The sequence below is a fragment of the Collinsella sp. HCP3S3_E11 genome (genome assembly GCF_052067375.1).
GTDB lineage: Bacteria > Actinomycetota > Coriobacteriia > Coriobacteriales > Coriobacteriaceae > Collinsella.
Genome location: NZ_JBQHQI010000008.1, coordinates 58,734 through 82,249, shown reverse-complemented (window position 1 = coordinate 82,249; position 23,516 = coordinate 58,734). Strand labels below are relative to the sequence as shown.

Below are 23,516 nucleotides of genomic sequence, written 5' to 3'. Positions count from 1 at the left end.
GTCCTTGAGGTGCTCGGTCATGTACCCGCGAAGCTCCTCGCTCCAGGGCTCGAACTTCTTGCGGTACTTGGGCCAGAGGGACTCGGGGTCCTCCTCCTCCTCGAGCACCGCAGAGCAGGTGCGGCCGGGGGACAGGAGGCACTGGTCGGTGACGACGAGGGTGCCCTCGCCGTCGACGGTGATGGAGCCGCCCTCGAGGATCATGTCGTCGGGACGGTAGCGGCGGCAGCCGGAGAGCTCGGCCATCTTGAGGGCGATCTGCTCGTCCTTGTCCCACGGGAAGTAGAGGCCGTCGATGAGGCCGCCGTAGCCGTTGAAGTGCCAGTGGTTGGCGCGCTTCTCGCCCTTGCCGTTGATGACGTAGGTGGCGCCGGTGTCGCGGAACCAGGCGTCGTCGGTGGTCATCTCGACGACGGTGACGTTCTCGTCGTTCTCGAAGACGGCCTTGCAGTTGGCGTAGTCGACCTGGTTGGCGCACATGTAGACCGGGGTGAACTCGGAGATGGCGCGGGCGATGGCGGCATACTGCTTCTGGGCGGGCTTGGCGCCGTGGGCCCAGGTGTCGGTGCGGTGGGGCCAGCCTATCCACACGCGGTCCTGGGGGGCGAACTCGGCGGGCATGAAGAAGCCGTCGGCCCTCGGGGTGGACTCGGACTCGGTGATCGTACGCATAAGATTTCCTCCAAACCGGACGATCGTCTGCCGCGGGCGGGCTGCCCGCGGCCTAGGACCAAGAGATGGCGGGCGCCCGTCCCCCGGCAGAGGTCGGGGCGCCCGGCGCCGGTTTTCACGGGGTCGCACCGGCGGGCGACGACGTAGCCAGGTGCGCGGAGACAGGACGCACGAGGGATACGGGAGAGGGGTCGGGGCGGTCGGCGGCTGCCGGAGCTATCGCCGCACCCGCCCCGGGGGATGGTTGGCGGACCCGTCGCCCGGGCACGCCCCCGGAGAGGCCGGGGTGCCCGGGGCCGGGAGCCCTAGTTCTCCTCGGCCTCCTCGGCGAGGCGCTGGGCGGCCAGCTCGGGGGTGAGGCCCTTGTACTCGGTCTCGCGGCCCTTGGCGCTGACGACGCGGACGACCTCGCCGATGAGCATGAGCACGATGAAGATGATGATCATCGGGACCTTCTCGCCGACCTCGGCGGCGGAGAACGGCACCAGCGTCGCGACGATGGCCAGGATCAGCTCGATGCAGGGGATGGCCAGCATGACCTTCATCATCGCGCCCTTGAACGGGAACGTGAAGATGCGCTCGCGGTTCGGGTCGTTCTTGCGGAGGTTGAGGAACGCCGGGAACATCGGGATGTAGGTGAGCAGCAGGAAGACGACGGAGGTGCCGAAGAGCATCCAGAAGACGCCGTTGGAGATGGCGTCGACGGGAACGAGCTGCAGGCAGAGGACCAGGGAGGCGACGACGGCGTTGACCAGGTTGGCGCCGTTGGGCATGTCGTCCTCGGAGATCATCGAGGCGAAGACCTTGGGCATGTTGCCGTGCTCGGCGGCGTAGCGGGCGACGGAGTTGACGCCGAAGGACCAGGCGGCCATGTTGGCGAACAGGGTGATCAGGAAGGCGATGCAGATGACCTTGAAGAGCACGGAATCGCCCACCATGGTCTGGACTGCGACGATCATGCCGTAGTCGGGGTCGATGGAGTCGGCCGGGATGGCGGCGCCGATGCCGAAGCCAGCGAACAGGTAGATGGCGCCAATGGTCAGGCCGCCCAGGATGATGGACTTCGGAATGTCGTGGGTCGGGTTCTCCATGTCCTTGGCGAAGGTGCAGATGACCTCGAAGCCCGTGAAGTTGAAGATGATGATGGACAGGTAGCCCAGGGCGTTGGTGTTGGTGAGCTCGGGCAGGAAGGTGGCGGCGGACATGTCGTTCGCGAAACCGTTCTCCATGGCATACCAGATGCCCAGGGCGCCGACGATGACGGCAACGGCGACCTTGATCAGGGCGCCACCGTTGAGGACCCACTCGGAGTCGGCCGCCTTGGAGCGGCCCATGAGGTAGACGATCCACACGAAGGCGAGCTCGATGCCCATCTTGGCGATCAGGTTGAACTCGACGCCAAAGACCATGCCCAGGATGTCGGGGAACATGGTCGCCAGCGAGGCGATCCACAGCGGGTAGTTGACCCAGTAGTAGTACGAAATGCGGGCGCCCCACTTGTCGCCCAGGCCATCGCGTACCCAGTCGTAAATGCCGCCCTCGCCGTCATAGGTGGTGCCGAGCTCGGCGACGACCATGCCGTAAGGGAGCAGGAAGGTCAGGATCAGGAAGATCCACCAGAAGAACTGCTGGTTGCCAATGGCAGCAGCAGGAGCGGCGGCCTCGCAAACGAAGACGACGCAGATGATGGTCGAAATGACCGTCAGGAAGGAAAGCTTTTTCTTTCCGTCACTCATATTTAATCCTTTGCTCAGTCGTTTTCAGACAGGGCGCCAGTGCTTACACGCAGTGGCGCAGATGATGGGCAGCAAGAGACAAGCATCTGCTGCTGCCCATCAGAAAGCATCGTACAGGCCATACCACACGTCGGTGTAGATGAAGTCGGCGCCCTTGATGCACTCGGTTGTCGTCGGAGACTTTGCAGTTCTCCTCGCCGATGGCCATGAGGTCGCCCATCTCCTGCGAAGGCGGGCGAGCCGTAGCTCGCCCGACCTGGTACGTCTTACAGACCGTGCTTACCGAAAGCGGCCATGCGCTCATTGATGGTGGCGCGGTATGCCGCAGCCTTCTCCTCGTCGGGCTCGCTCTGGGGGCACAGAGTGGCCAGGATGGCGCGAATGGAGTGCTTGCGGTTCTCGGCCTCGACCCAGCACAGGGAGCGCTCGGGATCGTCCATGACCTCGTCGACGACTTCCTCGCCACGGTTGGCGGGCAGGCAGTGCATGAACATGCTGTTCGGACCGGCAACGTTCATCATATCCCAGGTCACCTGGTACTTCGGATAGAACACATCCATGTAGCTGGAGCTGGAGACTTCACTGTCGTAGAGGCCGTACCACACATCGGTGTACACGAAGTCGGCGCCCTCGATGCAGGAAATGTCGTCGGAAATGGTGATGGTGCCGCCGGAGACCTTGCAGTTCTCCTCGCCGATAGCCATGAGATGCTTGCCGAACTCGGCGCGCTCCTCATCGGTGCCAATATGCAGGCAGCCGTCGGGAATCTGATGCCCCTTCGGTCCGAACTGCACGAAGTCCATGCCCATCTTCGTGCAGATGAACATGAGCGACGCGCAGGTCTGGGTGGCATCGCCGATCCAGGCAAACTTGCAGTCCTCGATCTTCTTGCCCTCGGGGAGGTTCTCGATCATGGTCATGAGGTCGCCGAGCTCCTGGGTGGGATGGTTGTACTCGCTCATGCCGTTGATGACGGGGGCCGCGGAGTACTTCGCCAAGCTCACTACATCCTTATGACGATCGACGCGGGCCATGAGGATGTCGACGAGGCTTCCCATAACGCGGCCGGAGTCCTCGATGGACTCATGGCCACCCAGCTGGATGGAGCCGGGGCCGAAGAACTCGGCGTGACCGCCGAGGTCGGTCATGGCCGTCTCGAAGGAGATGCGGGTACGGGTGGACACCTGCTGGAAAATCATGCCGAGGGTCTTGTCCTTCAGCAGGTGCGGGTACTCGCCGCCCTCCTTGATGAGCCCCTTCATGGCGATGGCCAGATCTACCATGCCGAGCAGCTCTTCTTTTGTGAAGTCGTTGGTGTCGATGTAATCTTTGACCATTGAAATCTCCTTCAAAATTCGTTGGCCGGACCGCCCCTTGCGGACCGCGCTCCCATGAAGCGCCCCGAAATGAGCGAGACGCTCCCTTGCGCCACACAGCATGGGGCGCACCCGTAGTTTTGAGAAGAAATAACCAGGATTATTTTCAGATTACATTAGCTCACCGCACACCTTGCCCTGGCTAATCCTAGCTAATCCTAACTAATCCTAACTAGTCCTAACGCCTAAACGGATTGATATTGAACTGGTTTCTTCGCCCTGTGCGCCGCTGTCAACACCTTGCGCCTCCGTTCTAAGGAACCGACGCGCCCGACGCCCAAGAATACGTAGACGGCTGATCCCGTAGGGGGCGGCCGCATAGCCGCACCGACCCCCAGCCTCTCAGAGCCCGGCCCTCTTGCGGCCGCTCAGTTCCTTTCTAAGTTTTTGCGCAAGCTCGTCTCGGCCACTCACACCAAGCTTGGCGTAAATATTCGATATGTGGGTTTTCACCGTGTTGACGGAAATGCATTCTTGCTCAGCAATCTCCTTGTTCGATGCGCCCTTTTCAAGGAGCGACAACAGTGCTTCCTCGCGCTTGGTCAGCCCGTATTCGCGAGCAATCCAGGGCACAAGGGATTCCGCCAACCGCACATTACGCATCCGCCGATGATGTGCAAGAAAGACATACGCAGCCACGGTGAAGCAAAGCGCCATAATCTCAACGGGAACCCTACGAGGAGAGGCGGAGCGCGCGCCGCCCTCCTGTCTAAAGGCCAAATACGTTGCTGCTTCCGCCAAGGCATATATGAGCACAAGTAAGAGCGAGAGAACCCATCGCCATCGGCTCATGCGTCGAAACTCTGCCGCCAAACAGAAGATGCCGTACCCTATTACCCAGATCGCCAACAACCTGGTAAAGAGAAACTCGCGCCATAGTGCAACCGATTCGACTGACGAAGCGCCACTTGCCAAAGCCACCATCATGCAAACTGCCCAAAATAATCCCTCGACGGGAGAGATGCTGCGCGAGAGCAAGCTGCCGAGCACGAGCCGATACAAGAGGATTACCACCATGTTGAATGCAAAGCGGAGCATAGGATAGGCGTTTCGCGTGCCCTCGAATTGCATCGCGAATTCCGGAACGAACTCATACATGAATACAGTATTAATATCTATCGTATACGCAAGGAAGGTGAGCGCGACGAAGAGATAGCCCCGCCTGCGCTCGACATAGTGCAGACTCCCATAGGCAGCACTGACTAACGCATAGGCGATGCAACTTGCCACATTGTAGAGAAAAGCGAGGGACACGACTCCTCCTTCATCAAGCGGCAACATTATAGAAGATTTAGCACCCAAGGCTAAAACTACCCCAACGTCCGATTTGTCTCCCTGCATTTTCGCTGTTCAGAGACAGGGGGATAGAAAATCATCCTCCGATTAATCTCAAATCCCTCTCTGTTTTTCTTAACAAAGAACCCCCTGACTCTTAAGGTTCAATTACTGCAGCGCAAAAAAAGAGACAGCGCTGCAACCAAATTAAGGAGGGTCTTATGAGCACATCCCATCAGAAGCAACCTCTCAGCCGCCGTCGTTTCGTCATTGGATCGAGCGCCCTAGCGGCTGCCGCGTTCTCGGGCGGACTCTGGGGATGCGCATCCGGGGAGCAGCCTGGATCAAATGCCACGCCCGGTTCCGCCGATCAAAACATTGCCGATATCGTGCTCCGCAACGGCCATGTGCAGACCATGGTGTCAGAAAGCGATGTTGCATCAGCCGTCGCTATCGCGGGCAACAAGATCGTGTACGTGGGCGACGATTCGGGCATCGATGCTTTCGTAGGAGACAAGACTCAAGTCATCGACCTCGATGGCAAGTTCGTCTCCCCCGGCTTCATTGACGGCCACATCCACGCCCCTGGCAACTGGTTCAACGCCCTCTTCCAGATCGACCTGACGGGGCTTACCACCAACGAGGAATACCTCGAGGCAATCCGCGCCTTCGTGGAAGACCATCCCGACGAGGAGGGCTACATCGGAGCGCCTTTCATGCTCAATGCCTACCAGCTTCCCGACGGCTCGAATCCCGGGCCCTCGAAAGAAGATCTAGATGCCATCTGCCCCGATAAGCCCATTCTCATCCACGACGTCTCCTACCACGCCGCTTGGGTCAATTCCAAGGCCCTCGAAATGGCTGGCGTAACTGCCGACACCCCCGACCCAGAAGGCGGCCTGTTCTATCGCAATGAGAAGGGAGAGCCTTCGGGGTGCGTCTCCGATGCCGCCAAGGGAATTGTATTCGCCATCATGCCCAACACCATGACCAACGATAATCTGAAAAAGGCCATGCGCAAATTCATGAAGGAAGCAAACTCCTATGGCATAACCGGCATTACAAATATCACCCAAGGCGGTCTTGATATTATCGACATGTATCACAAGTTGGAGGACGAGGGCAATTTGACCCTGCGCATGCGCGTCGTCCCCACTATGAAAGAAGGCCGCACCTATGACGAGGTGCTTTCCGCCATCAAGTCCTACAACGACTCCGCCACAGACATGATTTCTTCGAATACCGTGAAGATTTTCTACGACGGAGTGACCGAAAGAGGCACCGCCGTCTTCCTGGAACCCTACCAGGAATCAACGGGACTCGGCGATCATTGGTGCGGCGAACCCATCTGGTCTCAGGAAGACTTTACCCGTCTTGTACACGACTTTGATGCAGAAGGCGTTCAGGTGCACGTGCACGCCATGGGCGACGGCGCCGTTCACGGCACCCTTGATGCCTTCGAGGAGGCTCGGGCGACCAATGGGAAGCGCGACGCGCGGCACACGATCACCCACGTATGCGCCATTACCGATGAGGATATCCAGCGCATGGCCGATTTGGATGTAGTGGCGAATCTCCAATTCCTGATGATGTACCACGATGATCTCATGGACCTGGAGCGCGCCTATATCGGCGACGAGCGCGCCATGGCGTTGTACCCAACAAAGCACTTGGCCGAGGCAGGCATCTGCATCAGCGGCTCCTCAGACGCCCCCGTCATTCCATTTGCCCCGCTCGATGCGATCGAGGTTGGCGTTACCCGCAACTCGCCCTATCCCGAGGAAGAGGACACCGACATGACCCGCTGGCCCGAACAGGGGCTCACGGCCTACCAGCTGCTCGAGGCCTACACCAAGAACGACGCCTACCAGAACTTCATGGACGATATTATCGGCACCGTTGAAGTAGGCAAGTTCGCCGATCTCGTCGTGCTGGACGCCAACATTCTCGAGGTCGATCCCACGGCCATCTCCGACGCGCGCGTGGTCTACACCATCTCCGACGGCCGCATCGTCTACAAGGGATAGAACCACGCCAGAAAGTGCCAGCATTACAGAACGGCTCGCAAACCCCCGAACACAGGCCCCCCGGCCCTGCGGTCATAAGTCCCGCAGGGCCGGGGGGCCGATCTATGCGACTTCGCAGTCCTTACCGGCACTGCGGCAATACGCAAACACGCTGTATCCCGAAAGGGCTTCTCGCTCTCCAATTTGCTTTAGCGCACTTTACTACCGGCGAGAAAATCAGGTACTACCGTAAGCTTCGCGGGCTCTATCAGGGAGAGCTGGCGAGAAAATCGGCGTCTCCAAGGGCGCGATCCGTCACTATGAGACGGATTTCAGGACTCCCAAGCCGCCTCAGGTGGAAGCCATCGCCGAAGCTCTCGACATCTCTCCGCTTGCCTGTTGGACTTCAGGGTAGAGAACGCCCGAGACCTCCTGGGCCTCCTTCTGCAGCTGGAGGACGAGTTCGGCATTGTGCCTGTCGAGAATGGATCGGGCCTTTCAATCGATGTATCTGCCGAGAAGGCGCCCGCCGCTGCCCGGCCTCCCTCAGGGTCTCAACGTGCATAAGGTCGACGGCCAGCCCCCTCAGCTCTATCCCCGCCCTCAGCCTCGGCCTGCTAGTCGTGTGCCTGTTCACCTGGGAGAAAGCATGCCAAAGGCAGCGCTGGACCATGGTTTGCGGCCAGGTCTCGCGCACGGCCCCGGAGAACCCGCCGTCGGGGGCGAGCGTGGGCCAGACCTCCCGGAACTCGGCCGTCCTGCTCCTGAAGGCCCGCCCGCCGCAGTAGGAGCAATAGACGGTCTTCATGGGCACCTCTTCCGAAAGGGTTTTTAACGGTTCCGGAAAAGGTTATATACCTGCGGGAACGATAGGCAACCGGACACACATTCTGTCCGAGCGGTTAAAAGCGGGCACGGAATTCAAACGGCTAAAAAAGGGGCATCGACCTGCGCCGATGCCCCCAACGTGGACACACATTTTGTCCTATAAGTCTTAGCCAACAGATTGCCTGCACAAAAAACATGGCCACCCGCAAAGAGTGGCCATGTAGTTTTTATCTGCAAGAAATCTTTTGCGTGCGTGGTGTGCTTTCGCGCATTCAGTCATGCGCACCTTCGCGCTTTCGTACTGGTCTATTCGCCTGTACGAATTACCACGTGCGGGAATTCATCTGGCGGAACTGAGCAACGGTTGGAGCGTGCGAATTCATGCCGCCATCAACGTTGATGATCTGTCCCGTGGTGTAGACACTTTCATCGGAGCCAAAATATACAGCTGCATGAGCAATGTCTTCTGGGCAACCGTAGCGGTTAACCATGATGCTACCCAAGAAGATATCTTTGAGCATCTGAGGAACCTTCGCCTCGTTTTCTGGCGTGACAATCAAGCCTGGACGGATGCAATTGCAGCGGATGTTGTCTTTGCCGTATTGCAAGGCAACGTATTGCGTGAAGATGTCTACGCCCGCCTTGGCGCATGCATAAGCGGTAGAACCTAAGTCGCCTGCACATGATGCCATAGAGCCAATGTTTACGATTGCGCCGCCACCAATTTCTTTCATGTAGGGGATAGCGCACTTCGTTGCATAGAAGGTGCCGCGCAGGTCGCTTTCCAAAATAGCGTCCCACATTTCAAGGGTGAGCTCGTCAACACGACCGTCCTTGAGGGCAACGTTTGCTGCATTGTTTACCAAAATATCGAGCTTGCCGTATTGCTCTACAGTGTCTGCAATAAGCGCTTCGATGCTTGCTGGTTCGGTAATGTCGAAATAGTGGAAGCTTGCCTTGCCGCCTGCTTCAACAATTTGATCAACTACAACTTGGCCTTTTTCGGCACGACGACCACTAATAACAACCGTTGCGCCCTCGGCTGCGTATACCTTTGCGATACCGATGCCAATGCCGCTGGTGGAACCCGTTACGATAGCAACTTTGCCTTCGAGTCTACCCATTGTGTTCCCTTTCTCGTTCAAATAATCGATAAGGTATTTGTATTCCTTTTTTGCGTGTTTGTGAATATTTGCATAGAAAAAGCGGATGGCAGGCGTGTGGATTTCGGCAGGAAGGGAAGGGGCCGGCCGCGTTGCGTGCACTGCCGTATTCTTTTCTGCAGGAAAATATGTTGAGCTGCTCGTTTTTCTGTTTGAATAGTAGACAGATTCAGCATGGTCAGAGGCTGCTAGCAAGGTAGTGTCCCGAATGTTGGTGTAGAGCTCGGTTTTCGAGGGTAGCCGCAGGCTGCCCGAGGAGCCGAGAATCACCTAGAATGCCGTCATTCTAGCGCATGCTACGCCGCCTTCCTGCCGGGAATCGGGTTGTCGGCCACCACGAGCGCAATTATCCTGGCCGCATGCTCGGCGGCGGTGCCCTCGTAGGCGGGCGCGGGCGCGTTCACCTTGGCGCCCTCCACGGCCCTGCCGATGGAGTCGTCGTTGAACCAGCGGCGGCCCGCCCAGTCCTCGTCCATCTCGGAGAACACCGCTCCCATCATCCTGATGAGCGACTTCCTGCTCGGGAACACCTGGACGACGCGGCTGCGGCGCTTGAGCTCGCGGTTGGCGCGCTCCTGAACGTTGTTGGTGCGCAGCCTGACGTGGTGCTCGTAGGGGAAGTCGAGGTACGCCAGCGCGTCGGCCTCGGCCTCCTCGAGCACCTCGGCCGCCTTGGGGCAGAACCCCTCGATCTGCTCGATGGCGAGCTGGTAGAGCTCGCGCACGAGCTCGGGGTCGCGCTCGGCGAACACGGCCTTCAGGATGCCGAGCACGGCGCCCCTCTTCTGCCTGGTCGGCGCGTTGCCGGCGGTGTTGCGCATCAGGTGCACGATGCATCTCTGCCAGGCGGCGCCGGGGAAGACCTCCTGGATCGCGCGCTTGAGGCCCTCGTGCGCATCGCTGGTGACGCAGATGACGCCATCGACCCCGCGCGCCCGCAGCGAGAGGAGGAACGCCCTCCAGCCGTCGTAGGACTCTGTGTCGATGGCGTCGAGGCCGAGCAGGCGCCTGTAGCCGCCCGAGCCGGCGCCGATGGCGGTCACGAGCGCGGTGGACTGCACGCGGCCGGCGTCCCTGCACTTGATGTAGGTGGCGTCGAGCCAGATGTAGGGGTAGCTGACGTCTGACAGGTCGCGTCCCCGCAGGTCGGCGACCGACTCGTCCAGCGACGAGCATATCCTCGACACCTGGCTGGCGCTCATGCGGTCTATGCCCATGGACTGCGCCACGCGCTTCACCTTCCTGGTGGACACGCCGTTTGTCACCATCTCGGAGACCGCGGCGATGACCGCGCGGTCCACGCGCGAGTACCGCTCGATGAGGTCCTCGGGAAAGTAACTGCCGGCGCGCAGCTTCGGGATTCTGAGGTTGATGGTGCCCACGCTGGTGACGAGCCTGCGCTCGCGGTAGCCGTTGCGCTGGTTGCCGCTCTCGCACGCCTCGTCGGCCTGGGCGTCCATGATCTCGTTGACGAGCGACTCGGCCATCACCCTGATCAGCTCCGTCATGTTCACCATGCCGTCGTCGAATCTCGGCATCAGGGCGCCGTCGCCCGCAATCTCGTGTATCTTATCCATATGCGGTTATTGCCTTTCCACGAATCCTAACTTCAGCAATTAAGATTCTAGGCGATAACCGCTTCCTGCTTTCTACGGCCAGGGAAGCGGCCCCTTACACCAACATTCGGCACGCGATCGCTAGCAAACAATTTACCCCCTCAACAAAACGCTTGCTCTCTGACATGCCATGCTCGCGCACAAAGTTGGGGCCTTCCCAGACGGGAAGGCCCCTTTGCTGATTATCTTAGCGCTTCATTTCAATGGAGCTGCACCAATGGTATCCGTGCTTATTTATAGTTGTTGCGCTTTCTGGACGTGAAGTGCGCCCCAGCACCGGCAGCGATCGCAACGCCGCAGATGCCCATTGCATAGAGGGCGGCGCTATCGCCGGTGTGAGGGAGATTGGATGCAGACTTATCGGAGTCGCCCCCGACGATGGTCAGCTTGGCATCGTCGATGTTCACGGTGAACTGGTCGGTCACATCGTTGCCGTCGGAATCGATGACGACGGCTTGGCCGGAAACCTTGACAGGGTACTCGCCTGCATCGGTGCCCGTTGCAGAAGCCTCAACGCCGGAAACGTAGAAGGTCTGACCATTGATCTGGAACTCCAGGGTCTCGAAACCGGATGCGGACTTCTCGGTGCCGTCGTAGGCCACGGACTTGGAATTGGGAGTGAGGGTGATCTGGTACTTCTCGCTACGGTCGGTAACGGTCAGGGTCCCGTACGTCTTGTTGATCTGATAGTTGTCCAGATTGGTTCCCTCGTTGGGGATGCATTCGAATGCATTCTCGGAGGAGCCGACGATCTTCTGCGAGCCGGTGAAAGAATAGGTGGCACCTTGGCCATCGACCCAACCAGTATCCCGGGCAGCCTCCCCAACGGTGACCTTGTGATTGGTCAGGGGCTTGCCGTCGTACTCCTTCGAACCACTCGCGGAGGTCAGGGTGACCACACGTGGTGTGATCTCCACTATACCTGTTTCAAACTTGGTAATATTGTAAGAGTCGGGACTACCCTTAATAAATATTATCTCAAACGTATTATTATTCGTTATGCCAACATTGGTCCGAGAACTAGTCGATATGCAATAAACATCGTCAAACGTAGCAAAACCAGGATCAACTGATACGGGACAGGCAAGAGGTTCGCCGTCATAGGTTTTTGAGACGTTTGTGGACTTAAGAGTTACGTTACGCTTTGTAATCTCGATTTCGAATCGTTCCTCATCCACATCACCTCCCGAAACCACCAAGGTCACGTGGCCGACTTGAGTTCCCATTACAGAAACGGTCTTGTGATTAGGATAAAGATTATCAAGATACGAGATTGTGACATCTCCACCGTCATTGTCACGAATATAATCCCATTTATATTCAGACCTTGATGTTATATTGGTACATTGTGCAGCAACGCCGTACTGAATCTTATCAGGGCCTTTGAATGCATTGCCAACGGGATCGCTTACCGCCCCGCCCCCATCAGCGAAAGCTGCGACGGGCAGAAAAGATGCTGCCAGCACTGCCGCCAGCATCACCCTCGCAAATCTTTTCACATGCGATTGGGAGAGAACTGCAGTTGCGACCTCTCCCCATTTGGAGAATTTGGCATCCATGAAGCTCATGTCTGCTCCAATCGCATCAAATTGAACCGACGTAAAACGCAACACGACGTACAGTGTGTTGCTGCGTTTTTTCCATACGGTAAAGAATAACCGAATCTTTGTTGGCTATGCGTCGTTTGAATGTAATTATCCCTCTAATAAATCATATTTGTTACTTTTCAGCACCACCAAACCAGATTCTGCCTCCTTCGAATTAGGCACTCACCCCATCAAGGCCACGAAGCATCCCCGCCCAGAGCAAGCCCGAGCCGAGCAAGGGACATGCCCGAAAATAATTCTCTGTTAACATGAAATGCAATGTTGCAATAGGGAACGCACGCTTGAATTGGAGGATACGATGAAGATACAGGCTAAAGAGACCTTGGCCAGGCGCCGGACGGTTTTCGTCCTCACGCTCGCAGCCATAGTCGGCGTTTGCGCCTTCACCTTCTCCGGCACCCAGAATTACGCCTGGGCTGAAGGCGAAACCCCCATTGCCACTTGGAATGAAGTCAAAGCGCCGGGATATGGCGTCGTTAAAGCAAATGAAAAGAACCTTTCGCTTGAAATAAAAATAGATAGCCGGAACGATCACCTGGAGGCCCATTTCACGAATAACGACGGAGATACAATTCACCCATCTGTCCTTGAGTTGACAACGGAAGATGGATCAGTATTAACCGCCTATTTTGGTGAAGATATTCTTCCTACCAATCAAGCAGCATCTTCCATTGAAGGCTCGAAACCCACTACCCGATTCACTAAAGCAGAGCTTTATGAAACCGTCACCGTGACCTTCAATATGAACAGCCACGGAGCCCAGATTGACCCCATTAAGGTCAAGAAGGGGACGTCCGTCACCCTGCCCGAGCCCACCGACCCAGATTATGACTTTGGCGGCTGGTTCACCGATGAGAGCCTCACCACCTCGTTCAACGGCACCGCCGCTACAAGCATGACCGTCTACGCCAAATGGACCAAAAAGGAAAAGGTCACCGTTTCCTTCGAATCCGAATTCGGGACCGCACCTGAGGCCAAAACCGTGAACAAGGGCGAGATCGTCGAACTCCCTGACCTCGGCACTGACGGCGACTACACATTCGTTGGCTGGATTCCTAAGGGCTCCGAAGGCACCGATCCCTTTATCGGCGAATACACCGCTAAAGAAAACATCACCTTCACGGCTGTCTGGGAAGCTCCCTCCACTCCCATCATCGAAATGGTCGATGTCACCTTCGACATGAACGGCCACGGCGACAGTGTGACCAAGCAGACCGAGAAGGGCAAGCCCATCACCCTTATCGATGATCCTGCCGCCGAAGGCTACACCTTCAAGGGCTGGACCTACGACAAGGAAGGCAAGCAGGCCTTCGACGCCAAGAAGAACGCAGACCAGGACACCACCCTGTACGCCCAGTGGAAGAAGAATGCCGACTCCGCTCCCACCAACTCAACAATCCCCCGGACCGGTGACAACCAGATGGCACTCCTGGCATCCCTCTGCTTCAGTGCAGCAGCCCTGATCGCAGTCGGCATCGCGTTAACCGCGTATCGCAAATGCAAGCACGTATAAAGCATACGTGACGTTACCGTTCTAATTCTCGATCTAAACAGAGGGGAGTCCCGCGGGACTCCCCTTCTCATTCGCGTACCTAATTACGCTGTTCCTACTAAAATTGGGAATTCTATTCCCAGTTTTCTCCTATTCCCACTCAATGGTCGCGGGCGGCTTGGACGTGATGTCGTAGCACACGCGGTTGGCGCCGGGAACCTCGGCAACGATGCGGCCGGAAATGCGGGCCAGCACATCGTAGGGCAACTTGGCCCAGTCGGCGGTCATGGCATCACTGGATTCGACGGCACGCAGGATGATCGGGCGCTGATAGGTGCGCTCGTCGCCCATAACGCCAACGGACTTGATGTCGGGCAGGACCGCGAAATACTGCCAGCAGCTGTGCTCGGAGTTGCGCTCGCCGGTCTGCTCAAACAGGCGCTGGTTGTAGGCATCCAGCTCCTCGCGCACGATGGCATCGGCGTTTTTGAGGATCTCGAGCTTCTCCTTGTCGACCGCACCGATGATGCGGATGGCCAGACCCGGGCCCGGGAAAGGCTGACGGAACACGATATGACCCGGCAGGCCCAGTGCCAGACCAAGTGCGCGGACCTCGTCCTTAAAGAAGTGATCAAGCGGCTCAATGAGGTCGAAGTGTACGCCCTCGGGGAACGGGATCAGGTTGTGATGGCTCTTGATGGTGGCCGTCTTGCCGCCCGTCTTGCGAGCGCCGGACTCGATGATGTCGGGGTAGATGGTGCCCTGAGCCAGGTACTTGACCGGCTTGCCATCGGTCTCGAGCTGCTGCGCCACGGCGAAGAACTCTTTCCAGAACTGAGTACCGATGATGCGGCGCTTCTCCTCGGGCTCGGTCACGCCGGCCAGAAGCTCGGCATAACGGTCCTCGGCGTGAACGTGGATAAAGTCGACATCGAACTGCTTGGTGAAGACCTCCTCCACCTGCTCGGGCTCGCCCTTGCGCAGCAGGCCGTGGTTGATGAACACACAGGTCATCTGCTTGCCCACGGCGCGAGCGCCCAGCGCAGCCACGACGGAGGAGTCGACGCCACCGGACAGGGCCAAAATCACGCGGTCGTCGCCGACCTTCTCGCGGAACTCGGCTGTCATGGTCTCGACCAGGTTGTCCATGCTCCAGTTGGGCTCCAGGCCGCAGATCTCAAACAGGAAGTTGCTCAGCAGCTGCTGACCGTACTCGGAGTGCTTGACCTCGGGGTGGAACTGCGTGGTGAAAATCTTGCGCTCGGGGCACTCCATGGCAGCAACCGGGCACACGTCGGTGCTGGCGGTAACGGTAAAGCCCTCGGGCACCTCGGACACGGCGTCGCGGTGGCTCATCCACACGGTTTGCTGCATGGGCGTAGAGTTAAAGAGCTTGGCACCGGCCGTGCGTGTGATGGTAGCACGGCCGTACTCGCCCACCTCTGAGTGGCCGACCTTGCCGCCGAGCGTCACGGCCGTGATCTGATGGCCGTAGCAGAAGCCCAGGACGGGAAGGCCCAGGTCAAAGATGGCAGGATCGATGGACGGAGCGTCCTCGGCGTACACAGAGGCCGGGCCGCCGGAAAGGATGAGCGCAGAGGCGTTCATCTCGCGAATCTCATCGGCCGAGATGTCGCAGGGAACAATCTCGGAATACACGTTGAGGTCGCGGACGCGACGGGCAATGAGCTGACCGTACTGCGCACCAAAGTCGAGTACGAGGACCTTTGCGGAAGCCTTTTGATCCATGGTTTCCCCCTCTTGTTGGCGGGGAGCCGATGCCCACCCGCGCGAATAAACGAGAATAACTTTCATAGTGTACACGTTATATGGGGTTTCTCGTCCCTCGCAGCCATCAGCGCACGGCAAACGCACGACCTGGGCCCCTATTTGACGGCAATTGAAGTGTTACCAAACGTTACAGATGATGTAATACGTTTGAACATTGGACGCCCTGTGCCACAATACTGCCGAACGACTCCGCCTCTGGGGCAGCAAATACGATAGGAATACCAGCATGAAGCGCATCCTTCTCATCGCCACGGGCGGCACCATCGCATCGACCGAGGACGGCAACGGCCTCTCCCCCGCCCTGACCGGTGAGGAACTCGCCCAGAGCGTCCCCGAGATCTCGGGCCTCTGCGAGCTCGACGTGGTGCAGCCCATGAACATCGACAGCACCAATATGCGCCCGAGTGACTGGATGCGGATCCGCGACGTCATCGTCGAGGGTTATGCTGACCACGACGGCTTCGTGATTCTGCACGGCACCGACACCATGAGCTACACCGCGGCGGCACTTTCTTACCTGATTCAGGACAGCCCCAAGCCCATCGTGCTCACCGGCTCGCAAAAGCCCATGGGCAACCCCTTTACCGATGCCAAGCTCAATCTGTACCAGAGCCTGCTCTATGCGCTTGACGAGCATTCGCACGACGTCTCAATCGTGTTTGGCGGTGTGGCCATAGCCGGCACGCGCGCCCGCAAGCAGCGCACCATGAGCTTTAACGCGTTCATTAGCGTCAACTATCCGCCCATTGCCTACATCCGCAACGACCGCATCGTGCGCAACGGGCTCCACGGCACGCATCAGGGCGAAAACCCGGTGCATTTCTACGACAGCATCGATCCGCGCGTATTTGTACTCAAGCTTACGCCCGGCGTAAACCCGGGCATCCTCGACGCCCTTGCCGATAGCTACGACGCCGTGATTCTGGAGACCTTTGGCATTGGCGGTATCCCCGAGTTTGGTGAGTCGGGCGAGTCGTTCCAAGAAGCAATTTTCCGCTGGGTCGATTCGGGTCGCACCGTCGTTATGACCACACAGGTCCCCGAAGAGGGCCTCGATCTGGGTGTTTATGAGGTCGGCCGTGCCTACGCCGACCATCCGGGTATTTTGCGCGGCGACGATATGACCACCGAAACGCTCGTGGCCAAGACCATGTGGGCGCTCGGCCAGTCACGTGATGCGGCCGAGATTCAGCGCCTGTTCTACAGCCAGGTCAACCATGACCGCATCCCGATGGTGTAGCTAAAACAAAATCTGCCTCTTTGGGCCTTGTAGGGCACGTGGTACCTCTCGGAACGTGCAAAAAGCGGAGTTTTCAGCACCCGCCCCTTCCGGAAACGTTAAAACCGCTAGCTGTAAATCGCTTTTCGGTTCGATAGGCTCGTCCCATGCGTCTAATATTCCTCATAATAATGAATTTTGTGGATAATCAAAAACAGCAAGCATCGTATTTGCGCCTTCGGTTGCTGTCAATTTATTGAGGGATGCTGAATACTCGGGTTTTTGCACGCCGCCGTCGGGGGGACCCGTTCAGCAAACGACAAATCTAGCAAAAACGCCTACTCAATGCCCTCGAGGAGCTCTGACACCGTCATGCCAAGCGCGGGCGCAAGTTTAAATAAAATCTCGAGCGTGCTGTTTGCCGTTCCGCTTTCGATTTGATCGAGATAAGGTCGGCTGATTCCAACCGCCACGCAAAAATCGACCTTGGAGATACCAAGGGCCTTGCGCGTCCGCTCGACTCGCTCGCCAAGAATCTGTTTCGCATGTTCGTTCATGCAGACGAGTTTGAAATGGAGCAAAACAAAAACGTAAACTATAGTTTACGTTTTGCCCAATATACAGGAGTTTTCTATGTCGGGTTCTTCGGTCCGCATGTACCGAGCCACACTTCGCACAAACAGCGCACCGCCCAAGCTCGTCGTCGTTGAAGCAGAATGCCTTTCGCCCGATGAGCGCACAGCATTTGCATTGCTATCAAGTCGCGTCGCCGCCGTTTTGGTCCCTTGCCCGGCGCAAGGTGAACTTGCCATCCAATGCCAAGCGCACGGCTGCTCACTCAATCAGGCTGCCGTAATCGTAACCAGCCAGTGTGGCCTGCCCCTTCTCTTGGAAGCCGGTATCGCGCTCTGCCTTCGCGGTGCCGGATACGAAAACGAGGCCGCCGCCGATGTGGTCTTTCAACCACGATCGAGCGGCGGCCTCGCAGCAGCCATCGAATATGCTTGCAGGCTCGTTGCCTAAAGGCGCAAGCTAAAAGCCCAGGCCAAAGCCTGTGCCGGTAATCGCCGAATACATAAAGTAGACGTTAATTACGTTGAGGAATGCGCCCGTGATGCAGCCGTTTCGCAGGTAGCGCTCGCACACGATGCGCGCCATGGCGGCGGAGTCCTCATTGTTCTTTGCCTGGCGTCCCGCCGTAAAGTACGTCGCCACGCTCAGCAGCAGGTTGAGTACCGGCAGCGCCAGCAGCTCGTAGCTCTTGCCCCAGCGCGTCACCTCACCGGCAGCATTAAACTTTGTTGCCACCTCGGGACCAATATTGGGGATTACAAACGCTGCGACCACCAGCGGAAGCACTGCAAGCACCAGCAGCGCGATGCCCATGTAGCCAGCTTTTTTTCCATATTTAAACATGCTCGCCGTCCTTACACGTTAAAGCGGAAGTGCACGACGTCGCCATCGGCCATGACATACTCTTTGCCCTCGATGCGCAGCTTGCCTGCAGCCTTGGCGCCTTGCTCGCCACCGAGCTCGATGTAGTCGTCATAGCCAATGACCTCGGCCTTAATAAAGCCGCGCTCAAAGTCGGTATGGATGACACCGGCGGCCTGCGGGGCGGTCGCGCCCTGACGCACCGTCCAGGCCTTGACCTCCATCTCGCCAGCCGTAAAGAACGACTGCAGACCGAGCAGCTTGTAGGCTGCCTGCGCGAGCACGTCCAGGCCGGGCTGCTCCAGGCCCAGGCTCTCCAGGTAGTCGGCCGCATCCTCGGGATCGAGCTCGGAAAGCTCGGCCTCGATCTTGGCGCAGATCGGCAGCGGCTTGACGCCATCGATGGGCGCAAGGTCCTCGTTGAGCATGTCCTCGTCCACGTTGGCCACATACAAGATGGGCTTCATGGTGAGTAGGAACAGGCCCTTGGCAGCGGCGCGCTCCTCGTCGGTCATCTCCATGGACGCGGCGCGCTTGCCCTCGTTGAGCCAGGCGAGCAGGCGCTTGGCGACCTCAAACTTGGGCATGAGCTCCTTGTCGCGCTTGGCCTCCTTCTCGAGCTTAGGCAGCTGCTTTTCGAGCGTGCCCATGTCGGCCAGGATGAGCTCGGTCATGATGGTGTCGGCATCGCCGGCGGGATCGACGAACTCGCCCGTGCGACCCACCTCACGCATGACGTTGGGATCCTTAAAGTAGCGCACGACCTCGCAGATGGCGTCGGTCTCGCGAATGTTTGCCAAGAACTGGTTGCCCAGGCCCTCGCCCTCGTTGGCACCCTTCACCAGGCCCGCGATGTCGACAAACTCGACCGTAGCCGGCACAATGCGGCCAGGGTTGACAATGTCGGCGAGCTTTTGCAGGCGGCTATCGGGCACATCGACGATACCCACGTTGGGGTCGATCGTGGCGAACGGGTAGTTGGCGGCAAGGCCGGTCTTTTTGGTAAGCGCGGTGAACAGCGTCGACTTGCCCACGTTGGGCAGGCCCACGATACCGATGGAAAGGGACACGACAGCTCCTTTTGGTACAGGTACTTCAAACTGCATAAGTATAGCGCCGCCGCAGCATCCGGGCGAATCCGGACACCGCGGCGGCGCAAATGAAGCAGAGATTGGGGTAGCTGGCTAGTCCGCGAGCTTCTCCACCTGGTCGAGCATCTTGTCGAGCTTGGCCTTCGCCTCGGCTTTTACCTTTTGGGCCTCTTCGTGGGCTTTGGCCTTCTGAGCGGCCTTTTCCTCGGCTTCGGGGTCGACGACAACCAAGTTGGACGCATCGTGTTCGACCAGCTTGAGCGCATGTTCGGGACAAACCTTGACACAGGCACCGCAGCCCAAGCAATACGTGGACTCCAACGCGAAGCGGCCGCTTCCCACCAAATCGCAGGCGAACGTGGGGCATACATTGACGCACTCGCCACACGACGTGCACTTGTCAAAGTCGCACTCCGGCGTGCTCACCTGCATGTTCTGGGCAAGCTCGGGATGGTTCTGCAGTGTCGAAAGCACCAGCTGCCGCCCATGTGTGAGCGAACGGCGACGCTTTGCCGTCGTGGTGCCGCACATGGTGTTGAGCGTGCGCTCCAGCTGGGTGATCTGATGGCGATGGGCCTTCAACTTCTGCGTCACCGAGGCCAGCGCCGCCGTCGCCGGGTTGAGCTTGGTCACCGTCAGACCCGTCGTGCGGGCAATCTTTTCCATGTACTCCTTGCGCTCGTACTCGCGGAGCTTATGGCACTTGAGGCTCTTGGGGTCGACCTCCAGGCCCATACCCGTGCCAGACCACTCCTCAGCCTTCGCAATCGCCTCGCCCAGGATATCCTCGCCACCGGTGTTGCGGCATTTATCGCACACGCCCAGGGGCAGGTACACACTCACGTTGGGATAGTCCGCCAGTACCGAGAACCAGGTCTCGGCCGTAATATCGCCCACGCAGGCAACGACGACCTCGTTCTCGCGCGGCATGCGCTTAAGGGCGCGTGTGCAGGTGACGTAGGCGGTCTCGTGGCTCGTTGCCGCCGAGACAATGTCGTCATACAGGTTTTTGGGCGCCAGGCGCGGCGAGATGATTGCCTCGGTCGGACAGGCAGCGGCGCACAGGCCGCACTTGCGGCAGGAGTCGAGAATCTCGATGGAGTCTTCCTCGACCTCGATAGCGTTGACCGGGCACACATCCATGCACGCGGAGCAGCCACTCTTTTCGTTTTTGCAGGTCAGGCACGGAATGGTGTTGCCGCGCGGACGCTCCTTGTAGTCGGCGGGATTCCACTGCGGCGCCGACGGATCGAGCGCATCGGTCACACCGCCAAGCGGGTTTTTAAGAAAGTCGAAACCCTTGCTGATCTCGATAATGTCATCAAACAGATCGTGTTCCTGCGCCATGCGCGGCCCCTCCCTGAGCAGTGCAAACAAGCAAGAGATAATGATACGCCATCGGCCCACGCCTCGGGCAAATTACATGCGGCGCATCTTTGAGACAAATGGCCTATCGCCGCCTCGATTGCACAAGGTCAATCAAGCGCCAAGCTATGCCTCGCACATGAGCTGCACGAGCTTTTGTTTGGTCACCTTGGCCTGTTCGTTTGCCATATTGCGCTCGTTCTTAAAAGTTGCGTCCGCAACGCTCAGCAGGTCGGCATCGGAAATCTCGCCAAGGCCCAGCTCCTCGAGTGTCGTCGGCAGACCAACGCGCCGGCAAAACTCGAGCACCTGATCAAGCTCGGGAGCGCGCTCCAAACGAAGCTGCACCACCAGGCCAAATGCCACGGCCTCACCGTGCATGGCCTTGCACTCGGGCAGAATCGTCAGGCCGTTGGCGATGGCATGGGCAAGCGCTAGGCCACCGCTCTCAAAGCCGACGCCCGAGAGTAGGATATTGCACTCGATCAGGCGCTCAACCGCCGGCGATATACGGCCCTTTTTGAGATCGCGCTTGGCAGCGACGCCGCACTCCATGAGTGTGTCATAGCAGGCACGAGCCGCAACCAAGGCCAAGTGTCCCGGCGCGCCACCGTGCTCGTTGGCGCCGTGCGCCGCGGCGCACGAACGCGCCTCGAAATACGTTGCCAGTGCGTCGCCCATGCCAGCGACCGTCATACGCAGCGGGGCTGCCGCGACCACGCCGGTATCGACCACAACCAAATCTGGATTCTTTTCGAGCATCAGATAGCGGTCGAACGACCCATCCTCGTGATACAGCACCGAAATCGCGCTGCACGGGCCGTCCATCGAAGCCGCCGTGGGGCATACGCACAACGGCAACTCGGCATAAAACGCAACGGCCTTGGCGATATCGAGCATCTTGCCACCACCGATGCCGACCACCATGTCGCAACACTCGGCCTGGGCTTCCTTGGCCATTTCGACAACGGCCTCTTCCGTACACGGACCGTTGTAAATCTTAAAGAACGGCTCGCTTAGATCTTCGTCCAGAAATCCATCGACGATCTGCCTGCACAGCCGATCCTCGGTGCCCTGGTCAAACAAGACATAGGCAGCGCAGCCCAACCATGACAAATATCTGCCCTGACGCGAAAGTTCGCCCGACCCCTGAACATACCGGCCGGGACCGCCATAAACCATAGGAAGCGCCATACGAGAATCCGCCCTTCATCAAACAACGATTGGTGCAAAGCCACCTGTCCCCTTGTGGCAACTTGGCGCATTGAGGACAGGTTAGATTGCACCATAGCAAAAAGGGTCCCGCGCACAGAGCGCGAGACCCTTATCAGAACAATGTGTGCCGATTAGAACGTGACCGGGGTGTCGGTGTAGACGCACTCGAGCAGCTGCTCCATCTCCTCCTGAGACGGCTGGCGCGGGTTGGAGCCCGTGCAGGCGTCGAGGATGGCGTTGGCGGCAACGTCGTGCTTCTTAGCCTCGAACTCATCGTAATCGATGATGGACTCGTCGGCCTTCACGCCCTTGGCACCGTAGTTCTTGATGCCCTGCGGGATGTCGAGCTTGTCGTTGAGGTCGCGAATCTCCTGGACCAGAGCCTCGACCAGCTCGTCCTCGGTCTCGCCGGCGAGGTGCAGGATCTCCTTGGCGATGAAGGCGTAGCGGCTCTTGGCGCGAGCGTCCTTGGCGTTGAACTGGATGACCTTGCCCAGGTACATGGCGTTGGCGCAACCGTGGATGATGTGGTCGCCCTCAAAGGCGGCACCGGTCTTGTGAGCCATGGAGTGGACAATGCCCAGCAGACCCGAGGAGAAGGCGATGCCGGCGATGCACTGGGCGTCGTGCATGTGCTGGCGGGCCTCATGATCGCCCTGATAGGACTTGGGCAGCCACTCGACGATCTCGCGGATAGCATGCAGGGCGTTGGCGTCGGTGTACATGGAGCCAGCGGTGGAGACGTAGGCCTCGATGGCGTGAGTCAGAGCGTCCATACCGGTGTGAGCGCACAGCTTGGCGGGCATGGTGTAGGTGAGCTCGGGGTCGACGATGGCGACATCAGGGGTGATGTTGAAGTCGGCCAGCGGGTACTTGATGCCCTTGGCGTAGTCGGTGATGACGGAGAACGCGGTGACCTCGGTAGCGGTGCCGGAGGTAGAGGAGATGGCGCAGAAGTGAGCCTTCTGACGGAGCTCCGGGAAGGAGAACGGGACGACTGCCTCCTCGAAGGTCTCCTCGGGATACTCGTAGAACAGCCACATAGCCTTAGCGGCATCGATGGGCGAGCCACCGCCAATGGCGATAATCCAGTCGGGCTGGAACTCGGTCATGGCCTCGGCGCCCTTCATGACCGTCTCGACGGACGGATCGGACTCGACGCCCTCGAACAGCTTGACCTCGAAACCGGCCTCCTTGAGGTCGGCCTCGACGTCCTGCAAAAAACCGCCGCGGCGCATGGAGCCGCCGCCGGTCACGATGATGGCCTTGCTGCCCTTGAGGTTCTTCACCTCGTGGCGAGCGCCCTCACCAAAGTACAGATCGCGAGGATTGGTAAAACGTCCCATACTGTGCCTCCTAAACAAGCCCCTCTTAGACTTGCGTATATAACGGAGCACCCGATTGGCTCCGTTAGGACCGTTTTGCGCCTTGCCGGCGATGACAATGCGCGATGTCTAAACGTCTCAACGCTCAGACAAACATTATTTTACCGTTCTGGTTGGTCAGTTATTTACCGAAAGTCGACAATGATGAAACGTTTTTTCTATCCCTGAAGACCCTTATGCGGCATTCATACTCCCAAGCTGGGCAAACGTTTTATCAAGGTTGACCACATATCCAGGGCAGGACT

The 23,516-nt window shown here is 58.6% G+C and carries 19 protein-coding genes; 5 read left to right on the top strand and 14 right to left on the bottom strand.

Translation table 11 applies throughout. The features are described from left to right. The 4 genes from ACTM86_RS06330 to ACTM86_RS06315 form a co-directional block, all read right to left on the bottom strand. Positions 1 to 672 (bottom strand): agmatine deiminase family protein (locus tag ACTM86_RS06330; protein ID WP_441053316.1); only part of this gene is annotated, 672 nt, incomplete at its 3' end. 305 nt (positions 673 to 977) lie between these two features. Continuing rightward, a complete protein-coding gene (locus tag ACTM86_RS06325; protein WP_441036946.1) occupies positions 978 to 2,408 on the bottom strand; it encodes an APC family permease in 1,431 nt (476 codons plus the stop codon). Positions 2,409 to 2,674: 266 nt separating this feature from the next. Further along, entirely contained in the window at positions 2,675 to 3,745 is a 1,071-nt protein-coding gene (gene ptcA, locus ACTM86_RS06320; protein ID WP_441017462.1) for a putrescine carbamoyltransferase, read from the bottom strand. A 381-nt stretch (positions 3,746 to 4,126) separates the two neighbouring features. Continuing rightward, positions 4,127 to 5,038: a response regulator transcription factor gene (locus tag ACTM86_RS06315; RefSeq protein WP_441017459.1), complete on the bottom strand. Its 912-nt coding sequence runs from the start codon at positions 5,036 to 5,038 to the stop codon at positions 4,127 to 4,129. Between the two features lie 242 nt (positions 5,039 to 5,280). On the opposite strand from ACTM86_RS06315, the gene ACTM86_RS06310 reads away from it, so the two are divergent. Further along, on the top strand, positions 5,281 to 7,086 hold the full coding sequence (locus ACTM86_RS06310) for an amidohydrolase (protein WP_441017456.1): 1,806 nt from the start codon (positions 5,281 to 5,283) through the stop codon (positions 7,084 to 7,086). 268 nt (positions 7,087 to 7,354) lie between these two features. Then, positions 7,355 to 7,480 carry a helix-turn-helix domain-containing protein gene (locus ACTM86_RS06305; protein WP_441017465.1) on the top strand — a complete coding sequence of 42 codons (126 nt, stop codon included), beginning with the start codon at positions 7,355 to 7,357 and terminating at the stop codon, positions 7,478 to 7,480. A gap of 736 nt (positions 7,481 to 8,216) precedes the next feature. On the opposite strand, the gene ACTM86_RS06300 is transcribed toward ACTM86_RS06305, so the two are convergent. The 3 genes from ACTM86_RS06300 to ACTM86_RS06290 form a co-directional block, all read right to left on the bottom strand. Next, on the bottom strand, positions 8,217 to 9,326 hold the full coding sequence (locus ACTM86_RS06300) for an SDR family NAD(P)-dependent oxidoreductase (RefSeq protein ID WP_441017453.1): 1,110 nt from the start codon (positions 9,324 to 9,326) through the stop codon (positions 8,217 to 8,219). Between the two features lie 26 nt (positions 9,327 to 9,352). Next, positions 9,353 to 10,633, bottom strand: a complete 1,281-nt coding sequence (locus ACTM86_RS06295; protein ID WP_441017491.1) for an IS256 family transposase — start codon at positions 10,631 to 10,633, stop codon at positions 9,353 to 9,355. Positions 10,634 to 10,902: 269 nt separating this feature from the next. After that, a complete protein-coding gene (locus ACTM86_RS06290; protein WP_441016461.1) occupies positions 10,903 to 12,240 on the bottom strand; it encodes a hypothetical protein in 1,338 nt (445 codons plus the stop codon). 337 nt (positions 12,241 to 12,577) lie between these two features. On the opposite strand from ACTM86_RS06290, the gene ACTM86_RS06285 reads away from it, so the two are divergent. Next, complete coding sequence (locus tag ACTM86_RS06285; protein WP_441016458.1) at positions 12,578 to 13,792, top strand: InlB B-repeat-containing protein; 1,215 nt, start codon at positions 12,578 to 12,580, stop codon at positions 13,790 to 13,792. 129 nt (positions 13,793 to 13,921) lie between these two features. Here ACTM86_RS06285 and guaA read toward each other — a convergent pair whose 3' ends face one another. After that, positions 13,922 to 15,520, bottom strand: a complete 1,599-nt coding sequence (guaA, locus tag ACTM86_RS06280; protein ID WP_441016455.1) for a glutamine-hydrolyzing GMP synthase — start codon at positions 15,518 to 15,520, stop codon at positions 13,922 to 13,924. Positions 15,521 to 15,788: 268 nt separating this feature from the next. Here guaA and ACTM86_RS06275 point away from each other — a divergent pair, with 268 nt between their 5' ends. Next, positions 15,789 to 16,802: an asparaginase gene (locus tag ACTM86_RS06275; protein WP_441016452.1), complete on the top strand. Its 1,014-nt coding sequence runs from the start codon at positions 15,789 to 15,791 to the stop codon at positions 16,800 to 16,802. 317 nt (positions 16,803 to 17,119) lie between these two features. Here the strand turns inward: ACTM86_RS06275 and ACTM86_RS06270 are convergent, their stop codons facing one another. After that, complete coding sequence (locus ACTM86_RS06270; RefSeq protein ID WP_427719445.1) at positions 17,120 to 17,338, bottom strand: helix-turn-helix domain-containing protein; 219 nt, start codon at positions 17,336 to 17,338, stop codon at positions 17,120 to 17,122. Between the two features lie 76 nt (positions 17,339 to 17,414). Between ACTM86_RS06270 and ACTM86_RS06265 the strand changes: the two genes are divergently transcribed. Further along, complete coding sequence (locus tag ACTM86_RS06265; RefSeq protein WP_427719443.1) at positions 17,415 to 17,804, top strand: hypothetical protein; 390 nt, start codon at positions 17,415 to 17,417, stop codon at positions 17,802 to 17,804. 9 nt (positions 17,805 to 17,813) lie between these two features. Here the strand turns inward: ACTM86_RS06265 and ACTM86_RS06260 are convergent, their stop codons facing one another. The 5 genes from ACTM86_RS06260 to ACTM86_RS06240 all read right to left on the bottom strand — a co-directional run bounded on the left by ACTM86_RS06260 (position 17,814) and on the right by ACTM86_RS06240 (position 23,232). Then, entirely contained in the window at positions 17,814 to 18,197 is a 384-nt protein-coding gene (locus ACTM86_RS06260; protein ID WP_154517947.1) for a DUF1648 domain-containing protein, read from the bottom strand. A gap of 11 nt (positions 18,198 to 18,208) precedes the next feature. Further along, entirely contained in the window at positions 18,209 to 19,285 is a 1,077-nt protein-coding gene (gene ychF, locus ACTM86_RS06255) for a redox-regulated ATPase YchF (protein ID WP_089572784.1), read from the bottom strand. Positions 19,286 to 19,399: 114 nt separating this feature from the next. Next, positions 19,400 to 20,653, bottom strand: a complete 1,254-nt coding sequence (locus tag ACTM86_RS06250; protein ID WP_154517950.1) for a 4Fe-4S binding protein — start codon at positions 20,651 to 20,653, stop codon at positions 19,400 to 19,402. A 144-nt stretch (positions 20,654 to 20,797) separates the two neighbouring features. After that, positions 20,798 to 21,865: a glycerol dehydrogenase gene (locus ACTM86_RS06245; RefSeq protein ID WP_441016446.1), complete on the bottom strand. Its 1,068-nt coding sequence runs from the start codon at positions 21,863 to 21,865 to the stop codon at positions 20,798 to 20,800. A 152-nt stretch (positions 21,866 to 22,017) separates the two neighbouring features. Continuing rightward, positions 22,018 to 23,232, bottom strand: coding sequence for an iron-containing alcohol dehydrogenase (locus ACTM86_RS06240; RefSeq protein WP_117794788.1), 1,215 nt, complete (start codon positions 23,230 to 23,232; stop codon positions 22,018 to 22,020). Between the last annotated feature and the right edge of the window lie 284 nt (positions 23,233 to 23,516).

What these genes read in the sequence shown, in the direction of transcription:
- ACTM86_RS06325 (WP_441036946.1), bottom strand. Translation starts at nt 2,408, where the DNA reads ATGAGTGACGGAAAGAAAAAGCTTTCCTTCCTGACGGTCATTTCGACC.
- ptcA (WP_441017462.1), bottom strand. Translation starts at nt 3,745, where the DNA reads ATGGTCAAAGATTACATCGACACCAACGACTTCACAAAAGAAGAGCTG.
- ACTM86_RS06310 (WP_441017456.1), top strand. Translation starts at nt 5,281, where the DNA reads ATGAGCACATCCCATCAGAAGCAACCTCTCAGCCGCCGTCGTTTCGTC.
- ACTM86_RS06295 (WP_441017491.1), bottom strand. Translation starts at nt 10,633, where the DNA reads ATGGATAAGATACACGAGATTGCGGGCGACGGCGCCCTGATGCCGAGA.
- ACTM86_RS06290 (WP_441016461.1), bottom strand. Translation starts at nt 12,240, where the DNA reads ATGAGCTTCATGGATGCCAAATTCTCCAAATGGGGAGAGGTCGCAACT.
- ACTM86_RS06285 (WP_441016458.1), top strand. Translation starts at nt 12,578, where the DNA reads ATGAAGATACAGGCTAAAGAGACCTTGGCCAGGCGCCGGACGGTTTTC.
- guaA (WP_441016455.1), bottom strand. Translation starts at nt 15,520, where the DNA reads ATGGATCAAAAGGCTTCCGCAAAGGTCCTCGTACTCGACTTTGGTGCG.
- ACTM86_RS06275 (WP_441016452.1), top strand. Translation starts at nt 15,789, where the DNA reads ATGAAGCGCATCCTTCTCATCGCCACGGGCGGCACCATCGCATCGACC.
- ACTM86_RS06270 (WP_427719445.1), bottom strand. Translation starts at nt 17,338, where the DNA reads ATGAACGAACATGCGAAACAGATTCTTGGCGAGCGAGTCGAGCGGACG.
- ACTM86_RS06265 (WP_427719443.1), top strand. Translation starts at nt 17,415, where the DNA reads ATGTCGGGTTCTTCGGTCCGCATGTACCGAGCCACACTTCGCACAAAC.
- ACTM86_RS06260 (WP_154517947.1), bottom strand. Translation starts at nt 18,197, where the DNA reads ATGTTTAAATATGGAAAAAAAGCTGGCTACATGGGCATCGCGCTGCTG.
- ACTM86_RS06250 (WP_154517950.1), bottom strand. Translation starts at nt 20,653, where the DNA reads ATGGCGCAGGAACACGATCTGTTTGATGACATTATCGAGATCAGCAAG.
- ACTM86_RS06245 (WP_441016446.1), bottom strand. Translation starts at nt 21,865, where the DNA reads ATGGCGCTTCCTATGGTTTATGGCGGTCCCGGCCGGTATGTTCAGGGG.
- ACTM86_RS06240 (WP_117794788.1), bottom strand. Translation starts at nt 23,232, where the DNA reads ATGGGACGTTTTACCAATCCTCGCGATCTGTACTTTGGTGAGGGCGCT.